Source organism: Shewanella sp. 0m-6 (genome assembly GCF_052977325.1).
In genome coordinates this window covers 123,786-138,766 of sequence record NZ_JBRIMD010000012.1, presented here as the reverse complement: position 1 = coordinate 138,766, position 14,981 = coordinate 123,786, and the positions used below count along the sequence as shown (strand labels likewise).

Below are 14,981 nucleotides of genomic sequence, written 5' to 3'. Positions count from 1 at the left end.
GAAGTGAAACGCAATATCGCCGATGGTAGTGTGGGGTCTCCCCATGTGAGAGTAGGTCATTTCCAGGCGCCTAATTATTCTCGAAAGAGAAGCGATCAAGCCCGTTGCTAACGCAACGGGCTTTTTTCGTATATGCGAACGCTGAACAGAGCCACTCCCAACGTCGAGTAGATTATTGCTCCTGCATAATCGACACTTCCGTCATCCATGACGGTCGCCCGCCGCTGAGCGGGTTCCCCAGCTTCGTAACAAGTTACTCCGCGTTCAAGTCAGACTGAATACTGCGTATTCAAAGCGCCCAACTTTCACCCCCATGTGTTCGCTGCGCGAACTACGAGAGTAGGCGCCACTTTTATTTCACTTTTGTAAAAGTGAAGACAACACAGGGTTCTTGAAAGAGAAGCAAAAAAGCCCGCTACGATGTAGCGGGCTTTTAAGTTTGTAATCGTTGTAGCTAACTCTAACTAAGGATTTTGTCTAAGATGGCTTTATTAGCATCGGGGAATTCGTACTGGCTGAGTTGTTCTCTTTCAACCCAGTTGACTAGCTGGCCTTCTAAGCCCTTTGCCTCACCACTAAAATTGGTTACCCAATGGATATCTAAGAAGACTTGCTTATCACCATAGTCATGGTGGATTTCCATCATGGGTTCGGTAGCATTTACGTCTAAGTTTACTTCTTCTTTAAGCTCTCTAATGAGCGCTTCTGAAGTCGTCTCTGACTTTTCCACCTTACCACCAGGGAACTCCCACTTTCCGCCTTGGTGCAGGTGTTCAGGACGCTTTGCCAATAAGATGCGTTGATTTTTATCTTGGATCACTCCAACAGCAACGTGGATCAGTTTGCTCATTGGTTTTTATCATCTTCAAATGGGTTTTTATCTAGAAAAAAGTCATCCTCGTCGTAGCCTAATTGATCTAGCATTTCAGGATCGAACTCTGATTTTACTGGGATGGCATTTTTCTCTGACGCCCAATCTCCAAGATCGATTAATTTACAGCGTTCGCTGCAAAATGGCTTGAACTCAGATTCAGCATTCCAGGTTACGGGCTTTTGGCAAGTCGGGCATTTTACGGTTAAAGACATAATGAACCTTGTCAGCTTAGAGCCTGACGTTTAAAAGTGTATAAGTAGATTTTAAAGCGTTAAGTGCAGGTTGCCAACTCGAATTCGATCGCTTGGTCAGAATGCTTCTGTTGGTCGAATTGCACAAAATGTATCGCGTAGCGGTTTCTATGTCCGCTAATGGTTGGGTAGCAGCCCTGTTCGGCGGCGAGTTTGACTCTTATCAGTGATAAAGGCTGTTCACTATTGCCTTGGTAAAAGCCGCCACTAGCCTGTTTTACTTGGTACTGTGTAGTTTGCCTTGTTAAATCTAGCAGTAATTTTACCGGTGACAGTATGCTTGCAAACTGACCCACCCAATCTTGATATTCACTTTGGCGAACCTGCCACGGTTTTGCTAACCAATAATGCAGTTGTGGTAAGTCGAAATTGCAACTCGCACCGGGCATATTGAATCTTTGCCTCAATGCAGACAAGAAGCGGTCATGCTTTAGTTCATGACCTGGGCGTTGAGCGGCTTGTAATATGTCTCTACACGTACTCAACTTTGAGATGTAAAGCTCAACTTGCTCATCATTGATAGTGGGTAGAGATTGCCATTTTGATAAGGCAAACAGTTGCCTATCTAAATCTTTGAGCACTTCACCGCGGTAATCGCAGCGCTCGGTAAGTTCACACAATGAGAAAAGGGGATAAAAACAGCGATGCTGATGATCTTGATCTAGGTTAGCCTGTAGTTGCTCAGCCAAGTATTCTAGGCGCAAGTAACTACGAGTTTTTTCGTTCAGAGGTTGTTCATAGATCAATTCAGTCATGGCGTTATTCAAGAATTACTGGATAATTTTAAATAAAAGTTATGTAGTGCGTGTACCTTGCACTTTAACGCCGATATCTCTCCATGGTTGTCTATGACATCATCAGCTTTTGACAGTTTCTCAGCTCTAGAAGCCTGACTACCTATTATATTTTTTACCTGCTCTGCAGTAACCGCATCTCTGCTAATCGTTCTTTGTTGCTGCAGCTCCGGCGAAATATCCACCAGAAGTGTTCGATCTACTAACCTATCTAACCCGTTCTCAAATAGCAAGGGTACAACCATAATTACATAATCTGATTGTGCATTTTTGCACTGCTGCAGCATTGATTCTCTAATCATTGGGTGTAATAGGTTATTTAGCCATAGTCGCTCGGCGTTATTTGAAAATATCTTTTCTCTAAGCATTGCACGATCAAGGTTACCGTCAGCGAGTAGCGTGTCTGAGCCAAAGTGTTCTGCAATTTTGATAAGACCTGTAGAGCCTTTAGCTACCACTTCGCGGGCGATAATGTCGGCATCAACGAGCGTAATCCCCAGCTCAGCAAAAAGGTTTGCGACAGTGGTTTTTCCGCTACCGATCCCGCCTGTTAGTCCAACTATATAGTCAGCCATAGTGACTCCTTTACTCTTTACGACCCTCTATAAGGTAGAAAGATACCAGTTGGTAATGCTTTCGCCCCAGATCATCGCTATCCAGCCAGCAGCAGCGATGTAAGGTCCAAACGGGATCGGGTTACCATGATTTAATTTTTTGAACACGATAAGTGCGATACCGACTATGGCGCCAACAAGTGATGACAGTAAGATAACCAAAGGCAGCACTTGCCAGCCAAACCAGGCGCCAAAAACGGCCAACAGCTTAAAGTCGCCATAGCCCATGCCGTCCTTACCCGTAAGCAGTTTAAACAGCCAAAACACGCTCCATAAGCTCAAGTACCCTGCTGCTGCACCTATTAAGGCATCTGATGTTGTCGCAAAGGTACCACTTAAGTTAATGATGAGCCCCAGCCATAATAACGGCAGAGTAATCTGGTCTGGCAGTAACATTTCGTCTAGATCTATCCCGGTTAACGCGATAAGACAAAATGTCAGTAAAGTGGTTAGCGCAAACTCTAATGTGGGACCAAAATGCCAGGCTAAAAAGGCAACGAGTGCGCCAGTAATGAGTTCAATAATAGGGTAGCGAGCCGAAATAGGATTGCTACATGCCGCGCATTTGCCCTTTAGCATTAACCAGCCAAGAATGGGCAGGTTATGCATCGGTTTGATATTGGTTTTGCATTTAGGGCAAGCAGAGCCGGGAACAACTAAATTGTATTTCTCTGGAAAAGCATCGATTGGCGCTTCAAGCAGTTTTTTATTGCTATCGAACACTTCTTTTTTGTATTCACTTAAGTAGTGATTGCATTCTTGCTGCCACTCACGCTTCATCATCACCGGCATACGATGAATGACTACGTTTAAAAAGCTGCCGATAACAGCGGCAAACACAAAGCTTAGTGCGATAAAAAGCCAGGGGGTTTGGCTAAAAACAGAAATTAGTTCAGTCATTATTATTCTTTATGTGTTAGTAACTATTTTATTTAGGATCAATAGTTTTGTGTATATTGTAATCAAATACAAGAAGTGCTTAGCCCATTACATTACCCATTTCAAAAATAGGCAGATACATACCGACAATTAGGCCGCCAACAACAGTACCAATCACCACCATCATAATAGGTTCAATCAGACTTGATAAGCCATCAACGGCATCATCCACTTGCATCTCATAGATATTAGCCACTTTGTTGAGCATATTATCTAGCGATCCTGACTCTTCACCAATCATCACCATCTGTACTAGCATATCAGGGAACAGACCGGTTGTGCGCATAGCGACGTTCATCTGCATGCCCGACATCACTTCGGTGCGGATTTTTAAAATCGCTTTCTTGTATACGGCGTTACCCGATGCGCCAGCGGCAGACTCAAGACCTTCAATTAATGGCACTCCGGCGGCAAAGGTGGTGGCTAAGGTGCGGGCAAAGCGAGCCATAGCGCCTTTATGAAGAATGGGACCAATGGCTGGGATTTTTAGTATTAGTTCGTCTACTCTATCGCGAAACATCTGCGAGTTAAGGTGTGCACGCTTAAAACTCCATATGCCAATTATGATGGCGATGGCAAAGATATACCATGAAGCTTGGAGCCACTTTGATATATTGATGATCATTTGAGTAAAAGCAGGTAACTCTGCACCAAAACCTGCAAAGATGCTTTCAAATTGTGGTACTACAAATAACAACAGTAAGGCGGTTACTAAGATAGCGACAATGACTACCGCTGCGGGGTAGAACATCGCTTTCTTGATTTTTGACTTTAAGGCTTCAGATTTTTCTTTATAAGTGGCAACTCTATCGAACACTTGGTCTAGCGAGCCTGAGTGTTCACCAGCACCGACTAAATCCACATAGAGATCATCAAAGTATTGTCGATGCGGTCTTAACGAGTCAGAAAGTGGAATGCCTGATTGTACATCGTTAACTATGGTTGCTAACAGTTCACGCATTTTGGGTTTTTCATGGCCTTTACCGAGCATTTCAAGCGTGGTCACAATCGGAACGCCTGCTGCCAACATGGTCGCGATTTGCCGGGTCATCATGGCGATGTCCATCGCGGTGATTTTTTTTTCAGATTTAAATAGCGGCGCCGACTTTTTACGAACAGCCTTTGGAATAACCCCTTGAGCTTTTAATTGGGCGCGAATTTCTGCGCTAGAAATACCTCGTAATTCACCAGAGGTTTTACCGCCATCGCGGTTGGTACCGCTCCAGGTGTAGGTGATAACTTTAGGCTGAGTTTTTTGCGTTTTTTTTCGCTCTCTAGCTTGCTTGGAGCTTTTGGTTACGATTGCCATGGCGGCCCTTTATATCGTTATTCTATTTCGTGATTTTATAATTGTTATTTTAGGTAACGCTTCATGTCGGTTATTTTTGAGCTGCAAATTTTAAGGCTGAAGCCATTTTATTGTGTCTATTAATGATGTCTATTAATAGTGTCGATTAAAAGCTGGTGACGCGGTTAATCTCTGCGATACTGGTGACGCCTTGAATAACCTTTAACAGGCCTGAATCGCGCAAATCACGCATGCCCTGACTTTTAGCTTGTTTGAGAATTTGTAGTGAATTACCACCTTCCATAATGGTGCGCGCAATTTCATCTGACATCTTCATCACTTCATAGATACCGACACGGCCTTTATAGCCACCTGAGCAGAGATCACATCCGACAGGTTTGTGGGGGATTACGCCTGCATCGACTTGTTGCTGGCTAAAACCGAGCTTTAATAGCTCATCGCCTGGGATATCTTCCGGGGCTTTACAGGTTGGGCAGAGGCGTCTTGATAAGCGCTGAGCGATAATCAAATTAACTGAGCTGGCAATATTGTAACCGGGCACCCCCATATTGATTAAGCGGGTTAATGTTTCAGCCGCAGAATTTGTATGCAGGGTCGATAATACTAGGTGTCCGGTTTGCGCCGCTTTAATGGCAATTTCAGCGGTTTCCAGATCTCGAATTTCACCTACCATCACCACATCAGGATCTTGACGCAGGAATGAGCGCAGTGCCGATGCGAAGGTTAAGCCCGCTTTTAGGTTAATATGGACCTGGTTTACGCCTTCTAAGTTAATTTCGACCGGATCTTCGGCGGTTGAAATATTACGCTCTTCGGTGTTAAGAATATTTAGGCCAGTATAAAGCGAGACGGTTTTACCTGAGCCTGTAGGGCCAGTCACCAATATCATCCCTTGAGGTTTAGAGAGCATCTCTTCATACAATAATCTTTGGTCATCTTCATAACCGAGTTTCTCAATACCGAGCTGGGCAGATGAGGAGTCCAAGATACGCATTACAATCTTCTCGCCCCAGATGGTGGGCAAGGTACTAACACGAAAGTCGATAGATTTTGTGCGCGATAGCTTCATCTTAATACGGCCATCTTGCGGTACGCGGCGCTCGGCGATATCAAGTTTTGACATCACTTTTAAGCGGGCAGATATACGGCCTGATAAGTTTACCGGCGGCTCGGAGACTTCATGCAAGATGCCATCGATACGAAAGCGAATGCGATAACGCTTCTCGTAAGGCTCAAAGTGTAAGTCTGATGCGCCTTTACGGATGGCGTCAGTTAAAATTTTGTTGATATAGATGACAATTGGCGCGTCATCTTTGCCGTCACCAGCTTGCTCTTGCTCACGTTTATCTGTGTCTGTCACCTCGATGCCAGCTAAGGCATCGGCATCGATATTATCCAGTTCTAGGCCGCTAATATCATCTTCTAACACTTTCTCTAGCGCTTTAGTGAGCTTGTCGTCTTCAACTAAAATCGCTTCAGCGTGCAGGCCTGCGCTAAATTGAAAATCTTCCAGTGCCGCAATATTAGTGGGATCTGAGGTGGCAATATAGAGGCGGTTGCCGCGCTTAAATAGCGGCAGACATTTATGCTTTTCGATCAGCTTCTTATTGAGAAACCCTTCAGGAATTGAACCGATATCGAATTCATTGAGATCCAGCAGTGGTGTGCCATATTCTTCATAACAAAGCTTAGCAATGTCATGAGCTGAGATAAGCTTGCTGCTGATAATGGTACTGACTAAAGAGGTTTTATGCTTACGAGAATTAGATACCGCGGATGCAACCTGTTCTTCGCTGAGTAAACCTTTGCGAATAAAGAGAGTTGATAAACCTAGATGTAAGCCGGTTGTTGGCATGAAAGGTTGGAATTCCTAATGTAGAACTGAACATAGAATGGTACAATTTACTCTATGTTCAGTTTTGCAAAATTAATTACTATGAAGCTGTGCAGTTCTTAATTGTAACACCTGCACCACCAGTACCAGTCAATGCACATGCCCAAGTCATTTCGCCATTAGCCTCAACTGTAGGTGTTAATGTTGCTGCAACACCACTGACAGTATTTGTGATCGCACCTGCAGTAGTGCCTTCACAGTAAGGTATCGCAACTAGAGCCGGATCACCATTGCCTGCAGCTACTGCGCCACAATCTAGAGTGTTATAAACAGACCATCTTTCAGCAACCTTAATTTTTGAACCACTCATAGAAGCAACCGCATTGGTCGCATTAGCCTTTGCCACATAATCTTGATAAGCAGGCAATGCAATCGCTGCCAAAATACCGATAATCGCTACTACGATCATCAATTCAATTAGGGTGAAGCCCTTAGCTTTGTTCATTTGTAACTGTTTCATATCTATCTCCATTAGAAAGCTTTGAAGTTTTTGGGGAGCGACCTAATCATGGTATTTCGATTAGTTATCTCGTAAATTATTAATCACCGCTAGTCATAGATATGATTAGCACGGGTTTAATAATTGGATTAAGCGCGTATCCAAAAATATATTCAGTGTAAATAGTGCTTCAACCTTGCTTGATGCTCCTGCGTTAGCACATCGCATTGCTCCATGCTAATCATGAAGCTCCATGCTAATCATGAATAAATGATGACTAGCGCGACGAGAGGTATCAGTGTCTATCTTATATCAAATTTTAGTTATGTGATTACCTGGTTAGTTGTTAATAAAGTGATTTTTGCTCATGTATGCAGAGTATTAAATTTGTACATACATTGGCATCAATACTGCCAATAAAATTTGATTATAATTTGTACAGTCAAAAAGTTATTTAAGCTTTCTCTCTATTTACATTAATAACAGGTGAATCAAAGCGGCTATTTGCCTAAGTGCAAGTTAGTACAAAGTTAATGAAAATGGAATACCGGATTGCTATAAAGTATCCATCTAATTATGATTTTTTCTTAAAATAGAGGTTTTTTAGTAAAAAGGTTATGAGCGTTGCGTTTGTGTCGACTGTATATTGACGTATATGGTGAAGGTGTCATTTTTTTGAACCTTTTGTCATTGGTTTATTTACTGAAGTGTAGGTTCATTTAGCCTCAGTTTAAAAAACGGTTTTGTTCGTTTTTTATAAGTATTGGTAGCTATGGTGTGGGTGGGAATCGAATCTACATCAAGACTCTTGTTGATGGTTTTACGCTAAAATAGTTAACACTGCAGTTCTGGTTTGTTGGTGAGGACGGAAGCTAAGTACTAGATATGTGGCAGATATTGCTAAAGGTTGGGCTCAATTATGGTGACTTAATAATCCATTAGATAAAATACAACTGTTTGAATAAGCATAGCTTAGCGTTTAAATAACATAAAAATTCAAACATAGGTTTATTGATATTAAGTCAGCTAGCCAGTATTTCGATGATTAATAATTATTCTTTGATTCAATCAGCGTGTTTAAATGAAGAGTCATAACTGTTTCGTATTTATGCGATAAGATGTGATAACTAATACAGTCTTTTATAGTCTTTTAGGCTTTATTTTTGATGTTTTAGAGAGTCGAGTGATTAGAATCACAGTCGTGCGCTTTAATTACAGTTAAAAGTGAAGATAGGTAAAAAGCGTAGAGAAGTAACGGGCAGTTGGCTAGTTCTTTAAAAGTAAAAAGGTTAGCGCTCGCCAACCTTTTTTACAGCTTAACTGCGGTTAAGCTGTGTTTATTTAAGTCTTAATGACAGATCCAGTGCGCGAACGTGCTTTGTTAACGCGCCGACGGAAATAAAGTCGACACCGGTTTTGGCAAAGTTAGCAATAGTGTCGATAGTGACGTCACCTGAGACTTCTAGTTTTACGCCTAGGCCTCTGGCTTTATAGCTGTTATTAAGCTCAACCGCTTCTATCATCATGGTGATATCAAAATTATCTAGCATCACTATGTCGGATTGGGCATCAAGAGCCTGCTTTAGCTCATCAATACTTTCAACTTCAACTTCTACAGGTTTATCGGCGCGTAACGCTCTGGCCGCTGCAATTGCCTTGGCTATGCTGCCACAGGCCATGATGTGATTCTCTTTAATCAGAAATGCATCGAATAAACCGATGCGATGATTTTGGCCACCACCACAGCTAACGGCATATTTTTGTGCTGTGCGCAGGCCGGGAATCGTTTTACGAGTATCTAATAGGCGAGTATGGGTGCCTGCAAGCTTATCAACATAATGCTTTGTGAGCGTGGCTACACCAGATAATGTTTGGATAAAGTTCATCGCCGTGCGCTCTCCGGTGAGGATGGCTCTGGCTGGACCTTCAAGCTCACATAAAAGTTGATTAGGCAGGACTAAATCGCCGTCATCCACATGCCAATGCAGTGCTACTTCGCTACCTAACTGATTAAAAACCTGTTCAGCCCAGGCCTTGCCACAAAACACCCCTTCTTCTCGGGTGATTAAGGTTGCCTGTGCAATTTTGTCGGCTGGAATAAGCAGTGCAGTGATGTCTGCATCGGATCTCTGTGTTGAAGTGAGATTTGAATTAGCACCTTGGTGACCTAAATCTTCATCTAAAGCTGCTTTGACTGAGAGTCGAATATCATTTTCAAGCATGGTGGGCTGTCCTTACTGACTTATAACTGGCATATAACTGATATAACTGGCATCTAACTGCGGTTATAACTGCTGTATACATGGGCACGCTTTAATAGTGCCTTTAATCTTAACATAAAGTTTTAGGGGGAGAGTTAGCATTATTGCGGCTTATGCTCTGGAATTGTTGCTTTTTTTGGGATGATATATCTCAAAAGCGCGACTATATTCATAGGGTTAAAACTGCTAAAGTAAATCTATTATTTTTGCTTTAGGATCTCTGTTTTGTCACTGAATTTACTCGATGGCTGGGTGACTCAGGCACGATTCTGCCTTTCACCGCATTGTAATCAACGACCTGATAATGAAGTTAGTTTACTGGTGATCCACAATATTAGTCTGCCAGCAGGCTGTTTTGGGGAGCCTTATATTGACCAGTTATTTCAGGGGACGCTTGATATTGAAGCTGATGCGAGTTTTAAAGATTTGCAAGGCTTGGCCGTATCGGCGCACTTTTTAATTCGGCGTGATGGCGAGCTAGTGCAGTATGTATCGTGTGATGATAGAGCCTGGCATGCTGGTGTGTCTGAGTTTGCCGGTCGTAGTAATTGTAATGATTTTGCAATTGGTATCGAACTTGAGGGGACGGATACTGCGGCTTATTCGGATAGGCAGTACCAAAAGTTAATTGAGCTGACTCACAGCTTGATGCTCAATTATCCTGACATTACGCCTACGCGTATTACAGGCCACAGTGATATTGCGCCGGGGCGGAAAACCGACCCGGGAACAAGTTTTGATTGGCAGCGTTTTAAAGCAGCGCTGTAACTAGGTGCAGGAATTAGGTGCTGGAATTAGGCGCTACTATTTGACCAAGCAGTAAAGAGGTCAGTGGTTAGCGCGTTAACATTTAAGGTATATGCTATGGCTTTGTTTGCGTTATTAGTTGCAATTTTAGTTGAACGATTACGATTATTGCCTGATCGCTGGCAGTTCGATGCTTTATTGTCTAGGTACCATAAATCATTGGTTAATGAGCAACATGATCAGTCATTGCCAATGATGGCTCTGGCTATTTTGTTACCGGCAATCATCGTTTATCTGTTGTCATGGCTTGCATCGGGCATGTTGTGGGGCGCAGTGAGCGTTGCCTTATGGGTGGCGATAGCCGTATTGTGTTTTAGCCATAATGCCCAGAGGCAGGCATTTAAACGCTACATTCAAGCTGCTTGCCGAGCAGACTCGCAAGCTTGTTTCATTTACGCGAACGAGTTGGATCCGAGTCAAAGCTTAGATTCAGTGAATGAAAAAGAACTGGGTGAAAAGGTCGGCCAAAGTGTGGCGTGGATTAATTACCGTTATTATGGCGCCATTGCACTTTATCTTATTATATTAGGGCCCGTTGGCGCAGTACTGTATTGCACCGTGCGCTTTTATAGTGAGCAGAGTCGTCAATATGAAACTCCACTACCGTTAGTCGATAACCTGTTGTTTGTACTTGATTGGATCCCGAGCCGAGTGTTCTCCTTTGGCTACGTATTAAGCGGCCATTTCAGACAGGCTATTTCGGCCTGGTTGTCACACGCATTAAATCCCAAATCATCAGCGCGTGACACGATTATGCATGTTGCTATAGCAGCAGAAACATTACCTGAGTCATCGTCTGCCCCCATCTGTTTGCAATCGACTATCTCATTACTGCAGTTAAGTAAGCGTAATTTTATTTTGCTGATTACCGTACTTTCACTAATGACGATATTTGGCGTGGTTAATTAATGAGCGTTTGGTTGTGTTTTTAATGAAAAATTAGCAGGTGTTAAATTTAGTTTTACCGAATTACCTAAACCGAAAGTTGCGCGATTTATCGACATTTAACTGATCGCGCATTCTCTTTTAATCCTTATCCATTTACCAAAAATCTCTCCATGTTTAATTGCTTATAATAATTATTATCAATGCGCTAATTGTCAATTTTGGCACATTGGTCTGACCCCATAGTGAAAAAAATCAGCTATGCTCACACATCGCGCATAGATTTGATGGAGATCACTAACTGGACTTCCAAAGTGTGATTTGATAAAGTGCGCTCAGTCAATTAAATTGGTAAGACCAATTTACAATAGGAGCTGAGGCCCAGTATGGCTTATAGCAAAATAAACCAGCCAAAAATTTCTGACGTCATTATGGGACAGTTAGAGCAGATGATCTTGGAAGGTAGTATCCAACCAGGACAGAAGCTCCCCCCAGAACGTGAACTGGCGTTGCAGTTTGAAGTCTCTCGACCTTCTTTGCGTGAAGCGATTCAAAAGCTAGAAGCAAAAGGCTTGTTAATGCGTCGCCAAGGCGGCGGAACCTATGTAAAAGAACAGCTTTGGCAAAGTCTTGCCGATCCAATCGTTGAACTTATGCACTCAGATTCAGAAAGTCAGTATGACTTGCTGGAGTTTCGTCATGCCACTGAAGGCATGATGGCGTATTTTGCTGCACTTCGTGGTAACGACGCTGATATGCAAAATATCAAGCGCACCATTTTAGAAGTAGAAGCAGCGAAAGAGATTGAAGAGCAAGCTAATGCCATTGTGCGTTTTTACCGTGCAGTAGCCGAAGCATCACATAATGTGGCTATGCTGCATCTTGTATTAAGTTTATCCCCTGTGCTGCACAAAAACGTGGCACAGAACTTAGAGCTTTTAAGCCGACGCGAAGAAGCCTCTACTACGGCAAATGACCACAGGCGAGCACTACTCGCAGCCATCATTCGCCGAGATCCAGAAGCAGCACGCGAAGCTTCCAATGAACACTTAAGTTACATTGAAGAAGTGATGTTGGCTGTACGGGAAGAAGACAGTCGATTGCAGCGTAGCCTGCGTCGCTTAAAGAGTGGTGTTTAAGCTAACTCAGTTTTGAGCAAAAGCTTGTCACCAAACCATATTTTTATTATTTAAATACACTAAGCACTGACAATGGTGCCTTAGGTATTACGTATAGGAAAGGACTGCAAATGTCTGAACATATGCTAAATGACGTTGATCCACTAGAAACTAATGAGTGGTTGTCTGCTTTAGAATCAGTTGTACGCGAAGAAGGTGTTGAGCGTGCTCAGTATCTACTTGAGCAAGTACTTGATAAGGCACGTCTCGACGGTGTCGATATGGCGACGGGTATTACTACCAACTACGTCAACACTATTCCTACGAGCCAAGAGCCTGCATATCCTGGTAATACAACAATTGAGCGCCGTTTGCGTTCAATTATCCGTTGGAACGCGATCATGATCGTGCTGCGTGCGTCTAAAAAAGATTTAGACCTCGGCGGCCACATGGCGTCTTACCAATCGGCGGCTTCATTCTATGAAATGTGTTTTAACCATTTCTTCAGAGCTCCGAACGAAGTTGACGGTGGTGATTTAGTTTATTACCAAGGTCATATCTCTCCTGGTATCTACTCGCGCGCATTTGTTGAAGGCCGTTTGACTGCAGAACAGTTAGATAACTTCCGTCAAGAAGTTGATGGCAAAGGTATTCCATCATACCCGCACCCTAAGCTTATGCCTGAATTCTGGCAGTTCCCGACAGTATCTATGGGCCTAGGTCCAATGTCTGCTATTTACCAGGCTCGTTTCCTTAAGTACCTAGATGGCCGTGGCTTAAAAGATACTTCAGCGCAGCGCGTATATGCCTTCCTAGGTGATGGCGAGATGGACGAGCCAGAATCTCGTGGTGCTATCTCTTTCGCGTCACGTGAAAAGTTAGATAACCTTTGCTTCCTAATTAACTGTAACCTACAGCGCCTCGATGGTCCTGTTATGGGTAACGGTAAGATTATTCAAGAGCTTGAAGGCCTATTTAGAGGCGCAGGCTGGAACGTAGTTAAAGTGATCTGGGGCAACAACTGGGATTCACTGATTGCTAAAGACACCACGGGTAAGCTGTTACAGCTTATGAATGAAACAATCGATGGAGATTACCAGACATTCAAATCTAAAGATGGTGCTTATGTACGTGAGCATTTCTTCGGTAAGTACCCAGAAACAGCGGCCCTTGTATCTGACATGACAGATGCAGAGATCTTCGCGCTTAAGCGTGGTGGTCATGACTCATCTAAGCTTTATGCGGCATTTAAGAATGCGCAAGAAACTAAAGGCAAGCCTACAGTCATCTTAGCTAAAACAGTTAAAGGTTACGGTATGGGTGAAGCGGCTGAAGGCAAGAACATTGCTCACGGCGTGAAGAAGATGGACATGACTCACGTACTACAGTTACGTAACCGTCTTGGCCTTGAAGACTTACTAAGCGATGAGAAAGTATCTGAACTACCTTATCTGCAATTAGAAGAAGGTTCTGAAGAGTATAAGTACCTACACGCTCGTCGTGACGCGTTGCACGGTTATACTCCGCAGCGTCTGCCTAACTTCACTAAGCCGTTAGACTTACCTGCAGTTGAAGAGTTTGCTCCTTTGCTTGTTGAGCAAAAGCGTGAAATCTCTACCACTATGGCATTTGTTCGTACTTTGAACATCTTGCTAAAGAATAAAGGCATTGGTAAGAACATCGTTCCTATTATTGCTGATGAAGCTCGTACTTTTGGTATGGAAGGTCTGTTCCGTCAAATCGGTATTTACAACCCGCACGGTCAGGAATACACGCCTGAAGATCGCAGTGTTGTGTCTTACTATAAAGAAGCGACTTCTGGTCAAGTATTGCAAGAAGGTATCAACGAGTTAGGTGCTATGTCTTCATGGGTTGCTGCGGCAACGTCATACAGCACTAACGATCTACCTATGATCCCATTCTACATCTACTATTCAATGTTTGGTTTCCAACGTGTTGGCGACATGGCATGGATGGCGGGTGATCAGCAAGCTCGTGGTTTCCTATTAGGCGCTACAGCAGGCCGTACAACATTGAACGGTGAAGGTCTACAGCACGAAGATGGCCACAGCCATGTTCAAGCGAACACGATTCCAAACTGTATCTCTTATGACCCAACATTCGCATACGAGTTAGCAGTAATCATGCAAGACGGTATCCGCCGTATGTATGGCGACCAAGAGAACGTGTTCTACTACTTGACGCTGATGAATGAAAACTATGCGATGCCTGCAATGCCAGAAGGCAGCGAGGAAGGTATTCGTAAAGGTATCTATAAGCTTGAGTCTTATAAAGGTAGCAACAAGGTTCAGCTAATGAGCTCGGGTACTATCATGAACGAAGTACGTAAAGCGGCTCAAATCTTGAGTGAAGAGTACGATGTAGCATCTGATGTTTACTCTGTGACTTCTTTCAACGAGCTAACTCGTGAAGGTCAAGATGTTGAGCGTTTCAACATGCTGCACCCAGAAGCTGAGCAAAAGACCGCGTACATTACTCAAGTAATGGGCAGCGAACCTGCAATTGCGGCAACCGATTACATGAAGAACTATGCAGAACAAGTTCGTGCATTTATGCCTTCTGAATCATTCAAAGTACTAGGTACAGACGGTTTTGGTCGTTCAGACAGCCGTGAAAACCTACGTCGTCACTTTGAAGTGAACGCTGGCTACGTTGTTGTAGCTGCACTGAATGAACTCGCTAAACGTGGCGATATTGAAAAGTCAGTAGTTGCAGCTGCAATTGCTAAATTCAACATCGACGCTGACAAGACAAACCCGCTATACGCGTAAGAGG

General features: G+C 43.4%; 13 protein-coding genes. 4 read left to right on the top strand and 9 right to left on the bottom strand.

Translation table 11 applies throughout. The features are described from left to right. Positions 1–460: 460 nt before the first annotated feature. The 9 genes from mutT to nadC all read right to left on the bottom strand — a co-directional run bounded on the left by mutT (position 461) and on the right by nadC (position 9,336). Positions 461–850, bottom strand: coding sequence for an 8-oxo-dGTP diphosphatase MutT (gene mutT, locus ACVBJC_RS11425; protein ID WP_447160773.1), 390 nt, complete (start codon positions 848–850; stop codon positions 461–463). Then, on the bottom strand, positions 847–1,086 hold the full coding sequence (gene yacG, locus ACVBJC_RS11420) for a DNA gyrase inhibitor YacG (protein WP_447160774.1): 240 nt from the start codon (positions 1,084–1,086) through the stop codon (positions 847–849). Before yacG ends, mutT begins: the two co-directional genes overlap by 4 nt. Positions 1,087–1,145: 59 nt before the next feature. Next, on the bottom strand, positions 1,146–1,880 hold the full coding sequence (gene zapD, locus ACVBJC_RS11415; protein ID WP_447160775.1) for a cell division protein ZapD: 735 nt from the start codon (positions 1,878–1,880) through the stop codon (positions 1,146–1,148). An 8-nt stretch (positions 1,881–1,888) separates the two neighbouring features. Then, a complete protein-coding gene (gene coaE, locus ACVBJC_RS11410) occupies positions 1,889–2,494 on the bottom strand; it encodes a dephospho-CoA kinase (protein ID WP_447160776.1) in 606 nt (201 codons plus the stop codon). A gap of 27 nt (positions 2,495–2,521) precedes the next feature. Next, positions 2,522–3,433 (bottom strand): prepilin peptidase, encoded by a 912-nt coding sequence (locus ACVBJC_RS11405; RefSeq protein WP_447160777.1) that lies wholly within the window; start codon positions 3,431–3,433, stop codon positions 2,522–2,524. A 79-nt stretch (positions 3,434–3,512) separates the two neighbouring features. Then, positions 3,513–4,781 (bottom strand): type II secretion system F family protein, encoded by a 1,269-nt coding sequence (locus ACVBJC_RS11400; protein WP_447160778.1) that lies wholly within the window; start codon positions 4,779–4,781, stop codon positions 3,513–3,515. Between the two features lie 145 nt (positions 4,782–4,926). Further along, positions 4,927–6,636 carry a type IV-A pilus assembly ATPase PilB gene (gene pilB, locus ACVBJC_RS11395; RefSeq protein WP_447160779.1) on the bottom strand — a complete coding sequence of 570 codons (1,710 nt, stop codon included), beginning with the start codon at positions 6,634–6,636 and terminating at the stop codon, positions 4,927–4,929. Between the two features lie 79 nt (positions 6,637–6,715). Further along, a complete protein-coding gene (locus tag ACVBJC_RS11390; RefSeq protein ID WP_447160883.1) occupies positions 6,716–7,120 on the bottom strand; it encodes a pilin in 405 nt (134 codons plus the stop codon). 1,331 nt (positions 7,121–8,451) lie between these two features. Beyond that, positions 8,452–9,336, bottom strand: coding sequence for a carboxylating nicotinate-nucleotide diphosphorylase (gene nadC / locus ACVBJC_RS11385; protein WP_447160780.1), 885 nt, complete (start codon positions 9,334–9,336; stop codon positions 8,452–8,454). A gap of 264 nt (positions 9,337–9,600) precedes the next feature. Between nadC and ampD the strand changes: the two genes are divergently transcribed. The 4 genes from ampD (at position 9,601) to aceE (ending at position 14,977) form a co-directional block, all read left to right on the top strand. Then, on the top strand, positions 9,601–10,143 hold the full coding sequence (ampD, locus tag ACVBJC_RS11380; RefSeq protein WP_447160781.1) for a 1,6-anhydro-N-acetylmuramyl-L-alanine amidase AmpD: 543 nt from the start codon (positions 9,601–9,603) through the stop codon (positions 10,141–10,143). Positions 10,144–10,239: 96 nt separating this feature from the next. Continuing rightward, positions 10,240–11,091 (top strand): beta-lactamase regulator AmpE, encoded by an 852-nt coding sequence (gene ampE / locus ACVBJC_RS11375; RefSeq protein WP_447160782.1) that lies wholly within the window; start codon positions 10,240–10,242, stop codon positions 11,089–11,091. Positions 11,092–11,453: 362 nt separating this feature from the next. Then, positions 11,454–12,206, top strand: a complete 753-nt coding sequence (gene pdhR, locus ACVBJC_RS11370) for a pyruvate dehydrogenase complex transcriptional repressor PdhR (RefSeq protein ID WP_447160783.1) — start codon at positions 11,454–11,456, stop codon at positions 12,204–12,206. A 110-nt stretch (positions 12,207–12,316) separates the two neighbouring features. Beyond that, on the top strand, positions 12,317–14,977 hold the full coding sequence (aceE, locus tag ACVBJC_RS11365; RefSeq protein WP_447160784.1) for a pyruvate dehydrogenase (acetyl-transferring), homodimeric type: 2,661 nt from the start codon (positions 12,317–12,319) through the stop codon (positions 14,975–14,977). Positions 14,978–14,981 lie beyond the last annotated feature (4 nt).

Bases quoted from the DNA above. Each gene is read 5' to 3' on its own strand.
- mutT (WP_447160773.1), bottom strand. From the start codon at position 850: ATGAGCAAACTGATCCACGTTGCTGTTGGAGTGATCCAAGATAAAAAT.
- yacG (WP_447160774.1), bottom strand. From the start codon at position 1,086: ATGTCTTTAACCGTAAAATGCCCGACTTGCCAAAAGCCCGTAACCTGG.
- zapD (WP_447160775.1), bottom strand. From the start codon at position 1,880: ATGACTGAATTGATCTATGAACAACCTCTGAACGAAAAAACTCGTAGT.
- coaE (WP_447160776.1), bottom strand. From the start codon at position 2,494: ATGGCTGACTATATAGTTGGACTAACAGGCGGGATCGGTAGCGGAAAA.
- ACVBJC_RS11405 (WP_447160777.1), bottom strand. From the start codon at position 3,433: ATGACTGAACTAATTTCTGTTTTTAGCCAAACCCCCTGGCTTTTTATC.
- ACVBJC_RS11400 (WP_447160778.1), bottom strand. From the start codon at position 4,781: ATGGCAATCGTAACCAAAAGCTCCAAGCAAGCTAGAGAGCGAAAAAAA.
- pilB (WP_447160779.1), bottom strand. From the start codon at position 6,636: ATGCCAACAACCGGCTTACATCTAGGTTTATCAACTCTCTTTATTCGC.
- ACVBJC_RS11390 (WP_447160883.1), bottom strand. From the start codon at position 7,120: ATGAACAAAGCTAAGGGCTTCACCCTAATTGAATTGATGATCGTAGTA.
- nadC (WP_447160780.1), bottom strand. From the start codon at position 9,336: ATGCTTGAAAATGATATTCGACTCTCAGTCAAAGCAGCTTTAGATGAA.
- ampE (WP_447160782.1), top strand. From the start codon at position 10,240: ATGGCTTTGTTTGCGTTATTAGTTGCAATTTTAGTTGAACGATTACGA.
- pdhR (WP_447160783.1), top strand. From the start codon at position 11,454: ATGGCTTATAGCAAAATAAACCAGCCAAAAATTTCTGACGTCATTATG.
- aceE (WP_447160784.1), top strand. From the start codon at position 12,317: ATGTCTGAACATATGCTAAATGACGTTGATCCACTAGAAACTAATGAG.